This is a genomic window from Granulicatella sp. WM01 (assembly GCF_004570605.1).
Lineage (GTDB): Bacteria > Bacillota > Bacilli > Lactobacillales > Aerococcaceae > WM01.
The window spans coordinates 1-19703 of sequence record NZ_SPPB01000038.1; the positions used below are offsets into that span (position 1 = coordinate 1).

The 19703-nt window shown below is 33.2% G+C and carries 12 protein-coding genes and 1 pseudogene; 3 read left to right on the forward strand and 10 right to left on the reverse strand.

Features of this window, described 5'->3' with window-relative positions:
• Positions 1-384 precede the first annotated feature (384 nt).
• The 8 genes from purH to E4T68_RS05990 form a co-directional block, all read right to left on the reverse strand.
• Positions 385-1923, reverse strand: coding sequence for a bifunctional phosphoribosylaminoimidazolecarboxamide formyltransferase/IMP cyclohydrolase (purH, locus tag E4T68_RS05955; protein ID WP_194185096.1), 1539 nt, complete (start codon positions 1921-1923; stop codon positions 385-387).
• A 659-nt stretch (positions 1924-2582) separates the two neighbouring features.
• Entirely contained in the window at positions 2583-5318 is a 2736-nt protein-coding gene (locus E4T68_RS05960) for an AAA domain-containing protein (RefSeq protein ID WP_135125066.1), read from the reverse strand.
• 593 nt (positions 5319-5911) lie between these two features.
• Entirely contained in the window at positions 5912-6574 is a 663-nt protein-coding gene (locus E4T68_RS05965) for an ATP-binding cassette domain-containing protein (RefSeq protein WP_135125069.1), read from the reverse strand.
• A gap of 92 nt (positions 6575-6666) precedes the next feature.
• Positions 6667-7401: an ATP-binding cassette domain-containing protein gene (locus E4T68_RS05970; RefSeq protein ID WP_135125071.1), complete on the reverse strand. Its 735-nt coding sequence runs from the start codon at positions 7399-7401 to the stop codon at positions 6667-6669.
• Positions 7391-8191, reverse strand: a complete 801-nt coding sequence (locus E4T68_RS05975) for an ABC transporter permease (protein WP_135125074.1) — start codon at positions 8189-8191, stop codon at positions 7391-7393. The genes E4T68_RS05970 and E4T68_RS05975 overlap by 11 nt, the downstream gene beginning before the upstream one ends.
• Entirely contained in the window at positions 8188-9099 is a 912-nt protein-coding gene (locus E4T68_RS05980) for an ABC transporter ATP-binding protein (protein WP_135125076.1), read from the reverse strand. The genes E4T68_RS05975 and E4T68_RS05980 overlap by 4 nt, the downstream gene beginning before the upstream one ends.
• A gap of 121 nt (positions 9100-9220) precedes the next feature.
• Entirely contained in the window at positions 9221-9574 is a 354-nt protein-coding gene (locus E4T68_RS05985; protein ID WP_135125079.1) for a hypothetical protein, read from the reverse strand.
• A gap of 109 nt (positions 9575-9683) precedes the next feature.
• Positions 9684-9935: an arginine deiminase gene (locus E4T68_RS05990; protein WP_135125081.1), complete on the reverse strand. Its 252-nt coding sequence runs from the start codon at positions 9933-9935 to the stop codon at positions 9684-9686.
• A 151-nt stretch (positions 9936-10086) separates the two neighbouring features.
• Here E4T68_RS05990 and E4T68_RS05995 point away from each other — a divergent pair, with 151 nt between their 5' ends.
• Positions 10087-10359, forward strand: a complete 273-nt coding sequence (locus tag E4T68_RS05995; RefSeq protein WP_135125082.1) for a hypothetical protein — start codon at positions 10087-10089, stop codon at positions 10357-10359.
• A gap of 187 nt (positions 10360-10546) precedes the next feature.
• Entirely contained in the window at positions 10547-10789 is a 243-nt protein-coding gene (locus E4T68_RS09995; protein WP_135125085.1) for a hypothetical protein, read from the forward strand.
• A 214-nt stretch (positions 10790-11003) separates the two neighbouring features.
• On the opposite strand, the gene rpoC is transcribed toward E4T68_RS09995, so the two are convergent.
• Positions 11004-14723: a DNA-directed RNA polymerase subunit beta' gene (gene rpoC, locus E4T68_RS06005; RefSeq protein ID WP_135125087.1), complete on the reverse strand. Its 3720-nt coding sequence runs from the start codon at positions 14721-14723 to the stop codon at positions 11004-11006.
• Between the two features lie 239 nt (positions 14724-14962).
• Complete coding sequence (gene rpoB / locus E4T68_RS06010; protein ID WP_135125092.1) at positions 14963-18586, reverse strand: DNA-directed RNA polymerase subunit beta; 3624 nt, start codon at positions 18584-18586, stop codon at positions 14963-14965.
• A gap of 318 nt (positions 18587-18904) precedes the next feature.
• On the opposite strand from rpoB, the pseudogene E4T68_RS06015 reads away from it, so the two are divergent.
• A pseudogene (locus tag E4T68_RS06015) lies at positions 18905-19703 on the forward strand (ISNCY family transposase); the annotation flags it as partial.

Consider the following 19703-nt stretch of genomic DNA (forward strand, 5'->3'; position numbering starts at 1 on the left):
TAACTTCCCCTACACATTTGGTTTGTTTCATAATGTTTAGTTTTCAAAGGGCTTGTCTCCTTGCGGCGACTTGTATATATTACCAACATCCTCTTTTTTTGTCAACTGCTTTTTTTACTTTTTTTTACTTTTTTTCTGAAAAGTTTTAAAAACCTTGATACAGAGCCGTTTTTACTATATAAATACCCTTTTTCTTCTTACTCCAACTATGTTTTATAAAGTTCAAAACACGAATAACAAGAATTTAATATACATAATAATTCATTTTTTAAAACAATAATCCATTAATATCAATGTGTAGAATTGAAATGTATAAAAATATGGCAGGACTTTTTCTTAATATTGTCCTGCCTTTTATTTTCCTACTATCATTTGTGGTCTATTTTAATGTCTAAAATGACGAACATCTGTTTTAATCATTGCCATATTGTATTTATTAGCTAAATCAATTGAATCTTGATCTTTAATACTTCCTCCGGGTTGAATAATCGCTCGAATACCGTATGTGTTAGCTAATTCTACCGTATCGTTCATAGGGAAAAACGCATCACTGGCTAATATTGCCTTACTCAAGTCTACTCCAGCGTTTTTTGCTTGCTCTAAAGCAATCTTTGCTGCTCCAACTCGATTCATTTGCCCTGCACCTATCCCTACAGTTTGCCCATCAAGTGCAACTACTATCGCATTTGACTTAACGTGTTTAACAACTTTCCAACCGAATTCTAGCGCTTTTCGTTCCTCATCAGTGGCTTCACGTTCACTCATAACTTCCCATTTTTCTTCGCCAACTTTCCAATCTTGTTCTTGAACTAGTAATCCTCCCAAAACAGACACAACTTCCTTTTCATGCCCATCTACATTATCAAACGGTACTTTTAATAATCTAATATTTTTCTTTTGTGACAACAACTGTAATGCATCTTCTTCATAATAAGGAGCAATAATTATTTCTAGGAAAATATTTGCCAACTTTTCAGCGACTTTCATATTTACAGCTCTATTCAAGACAACAATTCCACCAAAAATAGATACTGGATCCGCTTGATAACAACGTTCGAACGCCTCTTCAATGCTTGTTGCCTGACCAACTCCACAAGGGTTCATGTGTTTTAGCGCAACTGCGGTAGGTTCATTAAACTCACGTGCAATTTTCAAAGCTGCATCTGCATCTTTAATATTATTGTAAGATAATTCTTTTCCATGCAACTGTGTTGCGTTTGCAATCGAATAAGGTTCAACATGTGCAGATTGATAAAATTCGGCTTTTTGTTGGGCGTTCTCTCCGTAGCGTAGACCTTGCTTCAAATCGTATGTAAGTGTCAATTTCTCAGGTAGTTCTTCTCCAAGTTCTTCTGTCAAATACCCAGCAATTAGTGCATCATAACTTGCTGTATGTCTAAATGTTTTGGCTGCTAAGCGTTGTCTTGTTTTTAAAGTTGTATGTCCTTGAGTTTTTAGTTCATTCAAAACCAATCCATAATCATTTGGATCAACAACCACTGTTACACTTTGATGATTTTTAGCAGCAGAACGTAACATACTTGGGCCACCAATATCAATATTTTCAATAGCTAAATCAAATGTACAATCTTCTCTTGCAATTGTTTCTTTAAATGGATATAAATTAACTACCACTAAATCAATTAATGCAATGCCGTATTCCTTAACAGTATCCATGTGACTCTCTAAATCACGTCTTGCCAAAAGTCCTCCATGAATTTTGGGATGCAAAGTTTTCACTCGTCCATCTAACATCTCTGGAAAATTAGTTACATCTTCCACCCTCATAGCAGGAATACCCTTTTCATCAAGTATTTTTTTCAAACCATCTGTTGCAACAATTTCAACATCTAAGTCAACTAACTCTTTAACAAATTCAACAATTCCTGTTTTATCAGATACACTAATTAATGCTCTCATGATCAACCTCATTCATTTTTATTCATATTTGGTAAGTGTTACCCTCCTTATCATACCTCAAAACACATGTTTTTTCTACAATTTTTACTTATTAAATCTAATTTTCAAAACACAAACACGAACAACAATTAAACTAAAGTATTATTCATTCGTTATTTTTAAGACATCTACTTCATAGCATACATAGACATTCTACTACACTTACATACAATGCTACTTTCTAACAGAAAAATAAACTCCACTTGATTAACACCTGGCGTCATACGCTGTCACTTTATTTCGCTAAGATTACAATTGATTTGACATCCCCTTATAAACATACTTGTTAGATAAAAAAGATGATAAATCCCATTCCATAATATCCGCATTATCTTTGCCAAACACTCCTATCAAATACCTTGTACCGTTATACTCCATATCCAAGTGTCGTAGAAATTCTATATCAATTATATGTGCGATTTCAGATGTATCGTGCTGACATTTTAATTAAATAATATTTTCAACTACCAACCTGTGCGTTATAAAAAATGCATATTCACATCACTATAATCATTAATAAAAACAAATCCAACCCAAAACTTATACATCTCAGATTGAATTTGTTTACATTTATTTATGCATGTTTGTTTATTTCCTCTGTATCATACCAATTTCCTCGTTAGCTAAAGATATTGATTTATTTTTTCTTTTTCATTTGACCCTACCGTCTTTAACCTTAATAAAGGAATACCAACTTTTCTTAAAATATTATTTTTTAGTTCATCTCGTTCTAGTTGGCTTGGATTATTATCATGATATTTAAACCCATCTACTTCTATAATCAGTACCGGTTGTTTATTATACACACTATATATGGCAACATCTACAGAAGCATTATGATTGATATAATCTATTTCTCTTTCTGAAAAATCCTCTTGAATGTTCACCAATTCTTTTAATTTAATCTCACGTACATAGTTATATCTACTAAAATCTAATGTATCATTTAAAAATTCATACAATAGATTCTCAGAAGTATATCTCGATTTCCCCCAAGTTTTTCTCTTTTTCATTTCCGCCAATTCATCAGCGTAATCTGAATATAACAAATCAAATATAGACCTTACTTTACTTTCACAAATCAAGCTATTTTCTTGATAGTATTGCATGTACTTAATCAAATCATTTAATTCCCCATTTCTCCTCAAAAAAGTATCCACATGTGATACTAAAATAAATTTCTCAACTGCTCTAGATAATGCAACATTAATAAGTCTAGGTTCATCAACAAACAACATCACTCTACTGTCTACTCTGCATTTATTATCTAAAACAGATGAAAATAAAATTGTATCACATTCTCTCCCTTGAAACTTGTGTACAGTATCTTTTTGAAACTCGGAATATAGAATATCTTCAGACTTCTCTACTTGTCCTCTAAAAGGAGATATGAACCCAAACGTTTTATTTGCGTGTATGTCTATTCCTGCTTCCTCAATAAAACTCCTGTCCATTAAGGATTCCAACTCTCTAATGTTAATAATTTTATTTCCTAAGTACCTGAGATGTGCCCCAGGAACTGTTTTTAGCAGCACCAAAGAATCCTTATTTTGTTTATTTGATAAACAAACGAGTTGATGATTATAATATTTTCTATTGCAAAACTCAATAATGCGATGATTACAACGATAATGCTCCCTCAACATCACTTTAACGTCATCATTAAAAATCATATCAACAGATGATAATAGCGAATGTTTATAATAATCATATTCCTGTTCTATATTGTATTCTTTTCTTAATGTTTCATATTCCTCAGGTTTAATTTTTTCGTCTGGTATATGCGGTAATTGTTTTAAATCTCCAACAATTACTACATTTTTAGCTGTATGAAGAGCAATAATTCCCGGAACTAACTCTACTTGAGAAGCTTCATCAATAATAACATAATCAAACGTATAGTTATCCGCTTTAGATTTAGCAATAGAGTGGGTTGTTGCTAGTATAATAGGATATTCTTGAATAAAATTCTCAAACATATAAGGTTGATTGTAGTCTTTTATATTAAAAAAACGTCTAATCCCACGACCATATTTTTTTGCTAAAACAGCTTGAAAATATGATTTTGACTTTTGCTCTAGTAGGAACAATTGTTGTTCGTAATTCTCTTTTTCTAAATAACAATCAATTTTATAAATATCTTCTTCTATTTCTGCTATTTTTTCTTTATAATATTGATTTTGTAATTCTAATATAATTGGATCTATATGTTTATACTGCTTAAAATCATAAATACCGTATTTAAAAAGATTTTTTATTTTTGTAAAAACACTCTCTATATTGACTACTTTAGGATCCAAATCCACTAATAACTTCAGCAATTTTTCACTATTTAAATTAAAAAAACTAAATCTCTTCAATTTCTGTATATCTTGTCTTTGAAAATATTCATTGAAATGCTTATATTCATGCTTATACTCAAATAACTTCTGGTTTAAAACGGCTTTTTGATTATTCATATCTAACAATCCAGCTAAACACTTCTCATGTTTTTGAATCTGTAACAATAACTCTTTTAATTCCTCTTCAGATTTTATCCAATCATTTATATTATCAGTATATCCTTTTTGAGTGTTAAAAAAGTTTTCCTTGTTTTCTTTCTTACCCAATAGTGCAATCAAAAAATCAAAGTCATTTTTTTGCATCTTTTCAAGTACATTTTTAATTGCCTCATTATTACTTGAAACAACTGCCACCGTTTTATTTTGAACAACCAAATTGGCAAGTATATTTAAAATACTCTGTGTTTTTCCTGTCCCTGGTGGCCCTTGTATAATTGACACTCTATTGTTAAGTGCATTTATAATAGCTTCCCTTTGACTTAAATTTATTCCAAAAGGAAAAATCACCGGTTCATAATTTTCTATTTTTAATTTGTTTACCGCTCGAGAAAAATAAATATCTAACAAATCATCTTTACGAATATCAATTTCGTCTATTTGATTTTCTAAATATTTTTCTACAAATCCCTTCATATTTTTATCTTTGCTTTGCGCTATTCTTCTATAATAACTCATTAGGTTATCATAACTTTTCTCTAATCTAACACACTGTTTCTTATACAAATATTCTTTTTTATTACTGTTAAACTGAATTTTGGCATAATTTTCAGAAAAATAGACTTTATGAACTTTACAAACCTCTCCATTCACTATACACTTTTCGTTCATACTCAGCTGATATTCTATGAAAATTTCGGATTTCATATCCTCTTTAAAATAACTGTCTAATGCATTGCTATTGATATGCTTATATTTATTATCCACAGACACGTTATGATGTTCTTCTATCTGATGAGTTTTATCTACATTTACCATAATCGCTGCTGATTTATCTTTAATTTTCTTATTTATTACCATATTACAGTCCCCTTATCGCAGATTATTTGCCAATACAACAATATCTTTTATAAGCGACTTCTCAAATAAATTTTCATTTTCTTTAATCACTTTTTCAAACAATCATCTGTTTTCTTTATGACATATCCTAGAAGATATAACAACCCATCTATTATCCCACTAGAAAACACATCATTATCACTCAAACATTTAATATCTTCCACGATAAAGCATTATTTAAATGATTTTAGACTAACTAATAACAGTTCCATTTATCAAAATATTATGTTCATTACCAAAAGTATGTTCAACAAGAACATCATTCTTATGTTAAATACTTCTTTTTCAGAGATATTTTACCTATCACTCTTTTTTCATCATTATTCTAACATTATTACATGTATATTAACATAACGAATCATGATAAGAGAATATCCAACATTTTTATATACACATTTAAAAGATGTTGATAGCTTCCTTTCGCAAGCCACCAACACCAACTATTATAGAAACTAAATTCTTAGTACCAACACCATTTGACATAGAAACAAAAAAGATAACCCTCTTTCGTTTACCCCTAATCAAAAGCAAACTCAACGGTAACATTCGTTAGTTTATTTAATCTGAAAAATCTTTCCTTGTTCTAATGAATAAATAATATCCGCTATATTGTCCATGAAAATCCTGTCATGAGAAGAAACTAAAACAGTTCCAGGATAACTACTTATTATTTTTTCTAGCCCTTTTATAGCAAATACATCTAAAAAATTAGTAGGTTCATCTAAAATTATAAAATTTGATTTTCTAATAAATGTCAGAGCTAAAGCTAATTTGGTACTTTCTCCACCACTAAGTTTATTTACTGGTGTTATTAAATGTGTTTCTGTAAAGCCTAAATTTTTTAAAATTATAGCAATGCTATCTAAAGAATACTCTGATTCCATTTGACAATATTGTAGAAGTGACTTTTCAGAATCGAAATCATAGTCAAATTGCATATAGCTACTAAAGACAACTTTCGAAGATATGATAACCTCCTCTGATGATCTATCCATTATATAATTTAATAAACTTGTTTTCCCACTACCATTTTTTCCAACAATACCTATAACTTTCCCTAAAGGAATTTGAATATTTATATCAGATAATATAATATTATTATTAATTTTTATCATTCCGTCTGTAATATAAATAGGTACTTTTTTGTACAAATCAAATATTGTACTATTAGGAAATACTACCTCTGGTTCTTCAATAAATGGCTGTATTTCACTCAACTGACTCAACCTTGTCTTAATTGATTTTGCCTGTTTATAAATCGACTTCTGTACGGTGTCTTTTTGTTTAGAACTAGAAAGTCTATCAGGCTTTATAGATCTATTTTTTTCTTTTCTGTCACATTTGACATCTTTGAAGCTAAGTTTTGTTTAATTTTTAAAGATTCTAATAATCTGTCTTTTTCTGATATATACTTTTCGTATTCAGTAACATGTTTCCTTTTTTCACTCTCTTTTTGATTCAAAAAAGAGTTAAAATTCCCATGGTATTCATTAACTTGTTCGTGTTCAATCTCCCAAATTTTATTACAAACTCCATCCAACAATTCTCGGTCATGGCTAACAATAAGCATCGTTGTATCTATACGCTTTAAATATTCAATTAACCATTTCTTAGTTTCTATATCTAAATACGTGGTTGGCTCATCTAACAATAAAACCTTTCCATATGAAGATAATATTTTACTAAGCAAGTATTTCTGCTTTTCTCCTCCGCTCATGTGTTCAAATTCAACTTTAAAAACTTGTAATTTAGAAAGTAATTCATCAAACTCTTGATAATTTTCTTGTATCAAAGCATTATTACCCGACTGTTTTAAAAAAATAAACTCCGTATTTTGTCTATCTATCTGACTATTTTCAAAAACAAGATCTCCCGATATTATTTTTAAAAGGCTTGTTTTCCCACTACCATTTTTTCCAACAATTCCAATCTTATCTCTTTCAAAAAAACTGAGTTTATTGATATCAATAAGCTTTTTATCGTTATATGATATACTTGCATGAATTATCGTAAACAAAACAACACCCACTCTCTTATCTCTCATCAGATGTCAATTCTGCATTTTTCACTGAATAGATAGCCAAACTTATCATTAGCAAAGTCATTATTAAAACAATTATAAAATTTCTATAGTCTTTAACACCAAAAACAAAATCTCTTAGTGTATTTAATTGATAAGTTAATGGATTTAACATGGATACTACTTTTATAGCTATTGGTGCATTATCAAAACTAAAGAAAGTTGGTGCCGTAAACGCTATCGGCATCATTAAAGTGTCTAAAATCATATCTCTCGTTTGATATGAGGAAACTTTTAATGAAATACACGTCCCTAATGAAAACCAAAAGAGCATCATCAAAAATGATAAACCAACAATTTGTATAAACTGACCTATTGTAAAATAATCCCCCATAATAATCGACAAAGAATATAATATCGTTATCTGTAACAAAAAATTTAGGAGAGGAAAAACCATTTTTCCAGTAATATAAACAAAAGGGGTTACTCCTTTGAAATACTTGAATGCCAACAATCCCCATTTTCTGTCTAAAATAATTCGATATACAGATTGATTCATTTGACTGAATATGATAATCCCAACAATTCCAATAAAAGAAAACTTTAAAAATGATACTTCAACATCACTATAAATAAAATTTCCAAAAGTACTAGAAATTCCTACTGAATAAAAAAGGTAATACAGTATTGGGGTTAGCAATTGTCCATAAATTACCTGTTTATTATTCATAAGTGCACGAAATTCGATATAAGACATTTGCTTTATTGAATTTATGGAATTCGTTTTTTGATTTTTATAATTTAATTCCTTCATACGTTATTCTCCTTTCTTCTATGGTCATCTAATATTATTTCTTTAAGTGTTTTTTTATCCTTACGTAATGATTGAATAGGTATATCATGATCAATTAAAACTTTAAGTATTTCAGAAATTTGTTTTTCATTCTCAATAGAAACAACTAACGGAAACCATTCTAAAATATTATATTTATTCTGCAATAGTGATTTCACCTTTTCTTCAATGGGATTATAAATTTCTATAATAAATTCATTTTCTTCATTATATGAGGCAATAAAATCATCTAGAGAACCATAAAATACTTGCTTACCCTCTTCAATCAGTAATACTTTATTGCAAAATTTTTCTAGTACGTCTAAATCATGTGAAGATACAATACACGTTACTCCTTTTGTGGCTAATGATTTCAAATGTGTTAATAGTTGTTCCGAAATAATGACATCCAATCCATTTGTTGGCTCATCTAAAAATAATATATCTGATTCTGATACAAGTTGCCTTGCCAATTGAACGCGTTGCAATTGCCCTCCAGACAAATCTGTAGGATCACTAGCTTCCTTTCCTTTTAATCCAACCAACTCAATAACATTATTTGTAATTTCTTTTGGATTACTAACATTAGAAAATAAAGCCCCCATATATATATTATCAAAAACATTCAAGTACCAATCAATTGCCTGATTTTGTGGACTAAAAGAAATTTTACTAATATCAATATGATCTCCTATGCTTATATTTCCTGTTTTTTTCTTTAAGATTCCTAAAATAGTATTTATTAATGTCGTTTTCCCAGAACCACTTATTCCAATTACAGCTAAAAAATCTCCTTTATTCAGTTCAAAGTTAAACCCATTAATTCCATCACCATTTTCATAAAAATAACTCAAATTTTCAATTTTTAAAGTTAATTCATTCACTGTCATCACTCCTCTTACACAGTATAACTGACTTGTAAAATTTGACTTAACACTTTTCTCCTCTAAACTTAAGCATTTTACAATCTAATTTTCCACTTCAAACTTACATAAAAACACTCTATTAAAATCATTTCGAACCGTTCATATTTCCAATAACATCTTCTAGAATTTTTAGCTTGTCTTTATAATTTCTAGAAAAAAATTTTTCTTCTGTCTCACCTAAAAAACACTGCATGTCTTTAATAATTTTGTCCTTAAATGATGCTCTACTCTCAATATCACTTTTATTTAAAGTTTCACCTTTCAATTCATTATATACATTAGGATTCTCATGATAGAACAGAATGCATAAAAACGAATATAAATCCTTATTTTCACAGGAATAACTACCACATAAAAAACCTGGTGTCCCCATTTCCATCATGTATTCTCTATAATCACTTCTCAGCACCACTTGTTCCGCATCGATAAACCTTACCACATATGAGTTCTATTATTAACTGACAATCGAAAATTTTGCTTCATTTAACCCTTCCTTTTGCGACAATAAACACCTAAGGTGCACATTTTTTAACATGAACTACTATTTACTACGGTCTTGTTCTAACTGGACGACAATATGGCGTGTGAGCTCCCGACATTACACCAACAGCTAAATTATTCGATATTCCAATACTTACAAGACTGTCTAAATCACCAGATAGAATTGCTTTTCTTTGATGAGCAGATAAATCATATCTATCCACAGTTGCTTCTGGGTCTAATATAAAATCTGCAATTAAATTTGGGTTCCCTTGCAAATCACTAATTAATTTTTCTAATTCCATAAATTTCCTCCTCAACTTTGAGTACTCCTTAGGATATATAAAGTATACTAAATCAGACAACAAATGTAAACCCTTTCTTTATTTTTAACATATCTTTATCAATCAAATGTAATACTGCCTTAAAGTAATCGAATGACAAAACGCCAAAAAATGATAAACTAAAGATATGAAAAGGATAGAATTAACAGTGAATGAAATAAAAAAATATATCACAAAAGCCTTTCGTCATGGTAAAAAAACAAAACAACGTGCCTGTGTTGAATTAGCTTTATCTTTAAGACAAATGAATCGTTTGCTGAACAATTATGTTCAGTTTGGTAAACCAACTTTTCCTCATGAAAATAAAAAACACCCACAATCACGATTACCTGCTAATTTAGAACAACATAGCATTTCAACAATAGAAGAAACCAATCATTTTTTAATTAATTATGGATAGAATCGTTTAATCAACATTTTCTGGAAAAAACGACACAGAGTGTGTACGAAACAACACCTAAGCCGTCGCAAATCAATCTTTATTGGAGAGAGTAATAGATGATGGGCATCATATATGATTTAAAAATAATCACTATTTACCTGTTCAAAATGGGAAAGGTGTTTATTTTTCACGACACACAAAAGCGTTGGTTATTGAAGCATTTAATGGGGATATTTTCTTGAATATCGCTGACAACATTTATGCCACACGTTGTTTGTTAACACATGAAGAGCATTCAGCGGTGTTTGATTTGGGTGAGAATATAAAAAAAGAAAGACACCAATACGTTCCACCACAATCTCACCCGTGGAAACTGGTATCTTTCAAACACTGTCTCAAGAGTATTGGAAAAACTCGTGAAGAATATCAAGACAACACATCTACTTGATACTCTGATAGCATACACTACGAACAAAAAACTTTACATCACGAAAAGTTCATGTAACAAATCAAGAAACTAGATAGCTATATATTCTAATTGTTGATTCTATAATAAAGAGTCATTATCAACTCATTTTCTTTCAAGTTAATAATGACTCTGTTTTAATAATCAGACTGATTTTTTCCAGTCTCATTAGGTTTTAAATTATAATCTATTTGAATTATTCATAATATGTTAAATCTGGTTGTGCATTTTCAGCATAGTCCACATCAGCAATACTATACACACCACTTACTTTGTTTTTAATCATTTCTGGTTTCATGCGGCGGTAGCGTTGCATACCTGTCCCTGCTGGAATGATTTTTCCAATAATAACATTTTCTTTCAATCCTAATAATTCATCACGTTTACCTCGGATAGCAGCGTCTGTTAATACACGTGTTGTTTCTTGGAATGAAGCAGCAGATAAGAAACTGTTTGTTTCTAATGATGCTTTTGTAATTCCTAAAAGTACTGGACGTGATGTTGCAGGTGTATCTCCCATACGTAATGTGCTCAAGTTTTGATCTGTAAAATCAGCAATATCCATTAATGTACCTGGAAGAATATTTGTTGAACCTGGATCCATGACACGTACTTTTCGTAACATTTGTCTTACCATTACTTCAACGTGTTTATCGCCAATTTCTACCCCTTGCATACGGTAAACTTTTTGTACTTCACGCAATAAGTATGTTTCAACAGATAACACATCTCTAACACGCAATAACTCTTTAGGGTCAATAGATCCCTCTGTTAATGGAGCACCACGATGAACGCTATCTCCAAGAGCTACTTTCATACGTGCTGTATAAGGAATAGTATATGTACGTTTATCCACTTCACCTTGAATGGTGATTTCTTTGCTACGATCAGCAGTGTTTTCTTCTATAGCCACAACTTCTCCAGCTACTTCTGTAATGATAGCACGACCTTTCGGATTACGCGCTTCAAAAATTTCTTGAATACGTGGTAAACCTTGCGTAATATCATCTCCGGCAACCCCACCAGTATGGAACGTACGCATGGTTAACTGCGTACCTGGCTCTCCGATTGATTGAGCAGCAATAATACCTACTGCTTCCCCAACTTCAACATCAGATCCGGTTGCCAAGTTACGTCCATAGCAATGTTTACATACTCCATGACGTGTATTACATGTAAAGACAGAACGAATAGTCACTTCTTCTATTCCTGCTTCACTAACACGACGTGCGTCATCTTCTGAAATCATTGTGTTTGCAGGAACAATAATTTCATGTGTTTGAGGATGTTTAATGGAACGTTTTGCATAACGTCCAATTAAACGCTCTTCCAAACTTTCAATAACTTCACTGCCTTCTTTAATTGCAGAAATTGTTAATCCTCTATCTGTACCACAGTCTGTTTCACGGATAATCACATCTTGAGCTACATCAACTAAACGACGTGTTAAGTACCCTGAATCGGCAGTCTTAAGAGCCGTATCCGTCATACCTTTACGTGCTCCGTGAGTAGATGAGAACATTTCAAGGACCGATAGTCCCTCACGGAAGTTAGATGTAATAGGCAACTCCATGATTTTACCGTTTGGTGCAGCCATTAATCCACGCATTCCGGCTAATTGAGTAAAGTTAGAGATGTTACCACGGGCCCCAGAGTCACTCATCATGAAAATAGGGTTTTTCGTTTGCAATGACTTAATTAACTCAACTTGAATATCATCTTTTGCACGATTCCATGTTGTAATAACACTCTGATAACGTTCATCATCAGTAATTAATCCTCGACGGAACTGCTTCATAATATTATCTACCTGTTTATGTGCTTTATCCAAAATTTCTTGTTTAACAGCAAGGTTAGTAATATCTGCAATCCCTACTGTAATTCCAGAGCGTGTTGAGTAGCTATATCCTAGATTTTTCATTCTATCCAACATTTCTGATGTTTCTGTAATATGGAATCTCTTGAACACTTCGGCAATAATATTTCCTAGGTTTTTCTTCTTGAATGGCGAAACAAGTGCTTGTTCCTTAATAAATTCGCCTACATTTTGTCCACGCTCCACAAAATATTTATCAGGGGTAGCCACTTCTAAGTTTTCTTGAGTAGGTTCATTTAAATAAGGAAATTCTATTGGCATGATTTCATTAAAGAAAATTTTCCCAACAGTTGTTACTAATAAACGTTCTTTTTGCTCTTGAGTAAATGGTTTTTCTCCCAATGATTTTGGATCAATTGCAATACGAGAATGCAAATGTACAAACCCATTTTGATAAGCAGTTCTTACTTCATCAACGGTACTGAAAATCATCCCTTCACCTACACGGTTTTCATCTTCCATAGTTAAGTAATAGTTTCCTAAAACCATATCTTGAGAAGGTGTAACAACAGGTTTTCCGTCTTTTGGATTTAAGATATTTTGAGCAGCTAGCATCAACAATCTTGCCTCAGCTTGTGCCTCTTGACCAAGAGGCACATGGACAGCCATTTGATCTCCATCAAAATCGGCATTATACGCCTCACACACTAACGGATGCAAGCGAATTGCACGTCCTTCTACAAGAGTTGGTTCAAATGCTTGAATACCTAATCTGTGCAATGTTGGTGCTCTATTAAGAAGCACAGGATGCTCACGAATAACTTCTGCTAAAACATTCCAAACATCATCGTCTTGACGTTCAATTTTGCGTCTAGCATTTTTTATATTTCCAGCCAATTCACGCTCGACTAATTCTTTCATCACAAACGGTTTGAATAATTCAATCGCCATTTCTTTTGGTAAACCACATTGATACATTTTCAAGTTAGGTCCAACAACGATAACGGAACGTCCAGAATAATCAACACGTTTTCCAAGTAAGTTTTGGCGTAAACGTCCTTGTTTCCCTTTTAGCATGTGGGATAACGACTTTAATGGTCGATTCCCTGCACCAACAACCGGACGTCCACGGCGACCATTATCAATTAGAGCATCTACAGCTTCTTGAAGCATACGTTTTTCATTTTGAACAATAATTGTTGGAGCATTGATTTCAATCAAGCGTCTTAAACGATTGTTACGGTTAATCACACGACGGTACAAATCATTTAGGTCACTTGTTGCAAAACGTCCACCATCTAATTGCACCATTGGTCTTAAATCTGGGGAAATAACCGGAATGTTATTCATAACCATCCAACTTGGATTATTTCCTGAGTTACGAAACGCATCTAAAATATCTAAACGACGAATTGCACGTGTACGTTTTTGTCCTTGTGCTGTTTTCAATTCTTCTTTCAACATGGCAACTTCTTTATCTAAATCAACACGTTCAAGTAATTTTTGAATAGCCTCAGCACCCATCATGGCAGTGAATTGATTACCATATTTTAATTTATTTTCACGATATTCACGCTCGCTCAATAACTGTTTTGCCTCTAAGGTTGTGACACCTGGATCAATAACCACGTATGAAGCAAAATAAATGATTTCTTCAAGAGAACGCGGACTCATATCTAATACTAAGCCCATACGGCTTGGAATGCCTTTAAAATACCAGACATGTGATACAGGAGAAGCTAGCTCAATACGTCCAAGTCGTTCACGTCTAACTTTTGCACGTGTCACTTCTACACCACAACGATCACACACAACACCTTTATACCGAATGCGTTTATACTTTCCACAAGCACATTCCCAGTCTTTCGTTGGTCCGAATATACGTTCACAAAACAGCCCATCTCGCTCTGGTTTTAGCGTACGGTAGTTTATTGTTTCAGGCTTTGTCACTTCACCTAGCGTTGCATCTTTTTCACTCCATTCACTACGTGGAATACCTTCATTGTTTTTCTTAACCCATTCAGGCGTTGACCACTCACGAATTTTTTCAGGAGAAGCTAAGGCGATTTTCATACTGTCAAAATTATTTACATCTATCAAGGGGCTACCCTCCCTTTCGTTTTTATTTATCACACTTAAATACTTTTTTCAGTCTTTTATTAGAGCATTTGTCTATTGCAGAGCACGCACACTACATAGTGTATGTTTTAGCAGCGTGCTCCTATGTTGCAATAGAAAATACTTTTGACATGCTATCTGCTATTCACTAGAGTATATCTTCCTAAATGTTTCTTCATTTGCATACACCCTAACAACAGAGCATGCTCTTAGAAAGTTAATTAATATGGAAAATCCAAATCGTCTAAAGATTCAATGGTTTCTTCTTCATCTTCTTCAATATCAATTAATTCTAAGTCTTCCTCTTCTTCTAATTCATCTACTTGTTTCAATCGTTCCGCATATTGTTCTAAATGATTCATGTTAATAACATCGTCATCATCGTCCATATCACGTAACTCAATTTCTTCATCATTTTCATCAAGAACTTTCAAATCAAGTCCCAATGCTTGAAGCTCTTTAACTAATACTCTAAAGGCTTCTGGAACACCCGGTTTTGGAATTTGTTGACCTTTTACAATTGCCTCATAAGTTTTCACACGACCAACTGTATCATCAGATTTGTACGTTAAAATTTCTTGCAAGGTATATGCAGCACCATAGGCCTCCAAAGCCCATACTTCCATCTCACCAAATCTTTGTCCACCAAATTGCGCTTTACCACCAAGTGGTTGTTGCGTTACTAATGAGTAAGGTCCTGTTGAACGTGCATGTAGTTTATCATCAACCATGTGTGCAAGTTTAATCATGTACATAACCCCTACGGATACACGGTTATCAAATGGCTCTCCAGTACGTCCGTCATATAGAACTGTCTTAGCATCTTTTGCCATACCAGCCTCTGCAATTGTTCCCCATACATCTTCTTCTCTAGCACCGTCAAATACTGGTGTTGCAACATAGATACCTAATTCTCTAGCAGCCATACCTAAGTGTAACTCTAACACTTGTCCAATGTTCATACGAGATGGCACCCCTAGAGGATTTAACATGATATCAACTGGCGTACCGTCAGGTAAAAATGGCATGTCTTCTTCAGGCATAATACGAGACACAACCCCTTTATTTCCGTGACGCCCAGCCATTTTGTCGCCCTCATTAATTTTACGTTTTTGTACAATGTACACACGAACAAGCATGTTAACACCTGGAGATAGCTCGTCTCCATTATCACGGCGGAAAATCTTCACATCATGAACAATCCCACCACCACCATGTGGCACACGTAGAGATGTATCACGAACTTCACGTGCTTTTTCTCCGAAAATAGCATGTAATAAACGTTCTTCTGCAGATAATTCAGTCATTCCTTTTGGTGTGACTTTACCAACCAAAATATCGCCGTCTTTTACTTCTGCTCCGATACGAATAATACCAAATTCATCTAAATGACGAAGCATATCTTCCCCAACATTAGGGATTTCTCGTGTGATTTCTTCTGGACCTAATTTTGTATCACGTGCTTCTGATTCGTACTCTTCAATGTGAATAGATGTATACACATCATCTTTCACTAAACGCTCGCTCATAATAACAGCATCTTCATAGTTGTAGCCTTCCCATGTCATAAATGCCACTAAAACATTTTGTCCTAATGCCATTTCGCCTTTTTCCATACTTGGTCCGTCAGCTAAAATTTCTCCTACATCTACACGATCGCCTTTTTTCACTAAAGGACGCTGATTATAACTTGTTCCTGCATTAGAACGCGCAAATTTAATCACGGTATATTTATCTAGCGTTCCATTATCACGACGTACACGAATTTGAGTAGCATCGACGAATTCTACGACACCTTCATGTTTACAAATCAGTGCCGCTCCAGAGTCATGCGCAGCTTTATACTCCATACCTGTTCCAACAAATGGTGCTTGTGGATTAATCAATGGCACAGCTTGACGTTGCATGTTGGCACCCATCAAAGCACGGTTTGAGTCGTCATTTTCTAAGAATGGAATACACGCTGTTGCGACCGCTACAACCTGTTTTGGCGAAACGTCCATGTAATCTACACGGTTAACTGGTACTTCTAAGTTTCCTTGAGAGGAACGTGCCATAACTAATTCACTAACAAAACTACCATCCTCATTCAATGGTGAATTTGCTTGGGCAATAACAATATCAGCTTCCTCATCTGCTGTTAAATAATGAATATTGTCTGTCACTTTATGTGTATCTGGATCGACTAAACGATATGGCGATTCAATAAACCCATATTTATTCACTTTAGCGTATGTTGATAAACTATTAATTAATCCGATGTTTGGTCCCTCTGGTGTTTCAATCGGACACATACGTCCATAGTGTGAATTGTGAACATCTCGAACTTCATATCCTGCACGATCTCTTGTCAAACCACCAGGTCCTAAGGCTGATAGACGGCGTTTATGTGTCAACTCACCTAATGGATTAGTTTGATCCATGAATTGTGACAACTGCGAAGAACCAAAGAACTCTTTAATTGCCGCAACAACTGGACGAATATTAATTAGTGTTTGTGGGACAACTGTTTCCATATCTTGAATAGACATTCTTTCACGAACAACACGCTCCATACGTGCTAGTCCTACTCTAAATTGGTTTTGTAATAATTCACCAACTGAACGAATACGTCTATTTCCTAAGTGGTCAATATCATCTGTGTGACCAATGCCCTCTGCAAGATTTAAGAAATAATTTAATGAAGCAATCACATCTGCTGAGGTTAAATGTTTTACCGTTTTATCAGGGTTTGCATTACCAATAATGTGCAATATGCGATCAGCATCATTTGGTGCAAACACTTTAACCACTTGAATAGTGACAGGTTCGCTTGTAACACCATCTTCTGTAGGATAAAGTACAACTGAATTTAACCCATTATTGAAATGATCTTCCAATCCTTCTAAAATTTCTTTTGTTAATACTGTTCCAGATTTAACCAATAATTCACCTGTTTCAACATCAACTAGATTTTCTGCTAATGTCAAATCACGCAAACGTACCATTAAATTCAATTTTTTATTCACTTTGTAACGTCCAACTTCTGCTAAGTCATAACGTTTTGGATCGAAGAAACGTGCATTTAATAAGTTTCTTGAACTATCTGCCGTTTTTGGTTCTCCTGGACGAAGACGATCATAAATATCTTTTAAAGCTTCTTCAACACGTGTATCCTGACTATTTTTATGAATATCTTTTTCAATTGTATTCTTCAATTGTATATCCGGTCCAAAGATTTCCAGAATTGTATCATCTGATCCAAATCCAAGTGCTCTAATTAATGTTGTCGCTGGAATTTTACGTGTACGGTCAATACGTGCATAAGCTATATCTTTTGCATCTGATTCATATTCCAACCATGCTCCACGGTTTGGAATAAGAGTTGTTCCATAACTTGTTTTTCCATTTTTATCCATTTTATCATGGTAATATACACCTGGAGAACGTACTAATTGTGATACAATAACACGCTCTGCCCCATTGATAATAAATGTTCCCATTTCTGTCATCAATGGGAAATCACCAAAGAATACTTCTTGATCTTTTACCTCACCAGATTCTGTATTAATCAAACGTAACTTCACATACATTGGTGCAGAATAGTTTACATCACGATTACGTGATTCTGCTAAATCATATTTTGGTTCTTGGAATTGATAATCCAAAAATTCTAATTGTAATTTCCCTGCGTGGTCTTCAATTGGCGAAATATCACGCAATACATCACGGATTCCCTCTGATAAAAACCATTCATAAGAATCTGTTTGAATTTCAATTAAGTTTGGCAACTCTAACACTTCGCTAATACGTGCATAACTGCGACGCACACGGTGTTTACCATACTGAACATCATGTCCACCCACTACTGTCACCTCTATCATATCTTTTTAATTACAAATATTACAATTACGTTACAATAGACGTTTTAAGGCAAAAAAAAGGCAAAAGAAAGTGTATATCCCTCACTATTCTTTTGCAATTTACGCCAACAAATCAACATTTGGACAATATTTCAAACATCAGTTTTGTCTAAAGCACACGTTTTGCATCTTGATATTATACGTGATTTCCATTGATTTGTCAATATTTCTAGATAAAATCTACTCTGTTTTATCAATCGAATGTGATAATGTCTTAAAGTAATCGAATGACAAAATGTCCCAAAATGATAAACTAGAGATATGAAAAGGATAGAATTAACAGTGAATGAAATAAAAAAATATAACGTCATCAAAGCCGTTCATCATGGCAAAAAAACAAAACAACGTGCCTGTGTTGAATTAACATTATCATTAAGACAAATTAACCGACTACTTAACAATTATGTTCAATTTGGTAAGTCAGCTTTTTCTCATAAAAATAAAAAACGCTCTCCAAAGCATAGTCTACCTGAATCTACTAAAACTTTTATTGTAGAATTATACCAATCATTTACCAATTTAAAACCTAATGTTGTTCATTTTACTGAAATTTTAAAACAAGAACATGGCATCAATTTAACAGATACAACTGTTCGTACCATTCTCTATAACCATGGGATGATTTCTCCCAAAACACATCGGAAAACAGTAAAACGACTAAAACAACAGAAAAAAGTAGCACAACAAGTGAGACATGAATTGTCTATAAACTTACCCCGTTCTTGTGAGTTTCTAGCAGATAGTGACACTATCCATCCTAGTCGTCCGAGAAAAAAATATTGTGGCGAACTGATACAAATGGACGCTAGCCAATTCAGATGGTTTGGTCAAACTGTCTCTCATCTTCATGTTGCCATTGATGATGCTTCTGGTAATATTGTTGGTGCCTATTTTGCCCCACAAGAAACGCTGAAAGGCTATTATCAGGTGTTACATCAGATATTAACCAATTATGGTATTCCTGCTGCTTTTTTAACGGATAGACGAACGGTATTTGATTATCAAAGGAAAGGGACTCAACAGCTTCAAGACGATACCATGACACAGTTTGGTTTTGCTT

Coding starts and splice junctions, on each gene's coding strand:
- E4T68_RS05960 (WP_135125066.1), bottom strand. CDS start 5,318: ATGGTAATAAATAAGAAAATTAAAGATAAATCAGCAGCGATTATGGTA.
- E4T68_RS05970 (WP_135125071.1), bottom strand. CDS start 7,401: ATGAGAGATAAGAGAGTGGGTGTTGTTTTGTTTACGATAATTCATGCA.
- E4T68_RS05975 (WP_135125074.1), bottom strand. CDS start 8,191: ATGAAGGAATTAAATTATAAAAATCAAAAAACGAATTCCATAAATTCA.
- E4T68_RS05980 (WP_135125076.1), bottom strand. CDS start 9,099: ATGACAGTGAATGAATTAACTTTAAAAATTGAAAATTTGAGTTATTTT.
- E4T68_RS05995 (WP_135125082.1), top strand. CDS start 10,087: ATGAAAAGGATAGAATTAACAGTGAATGAAATAAAAAAATATATCACA.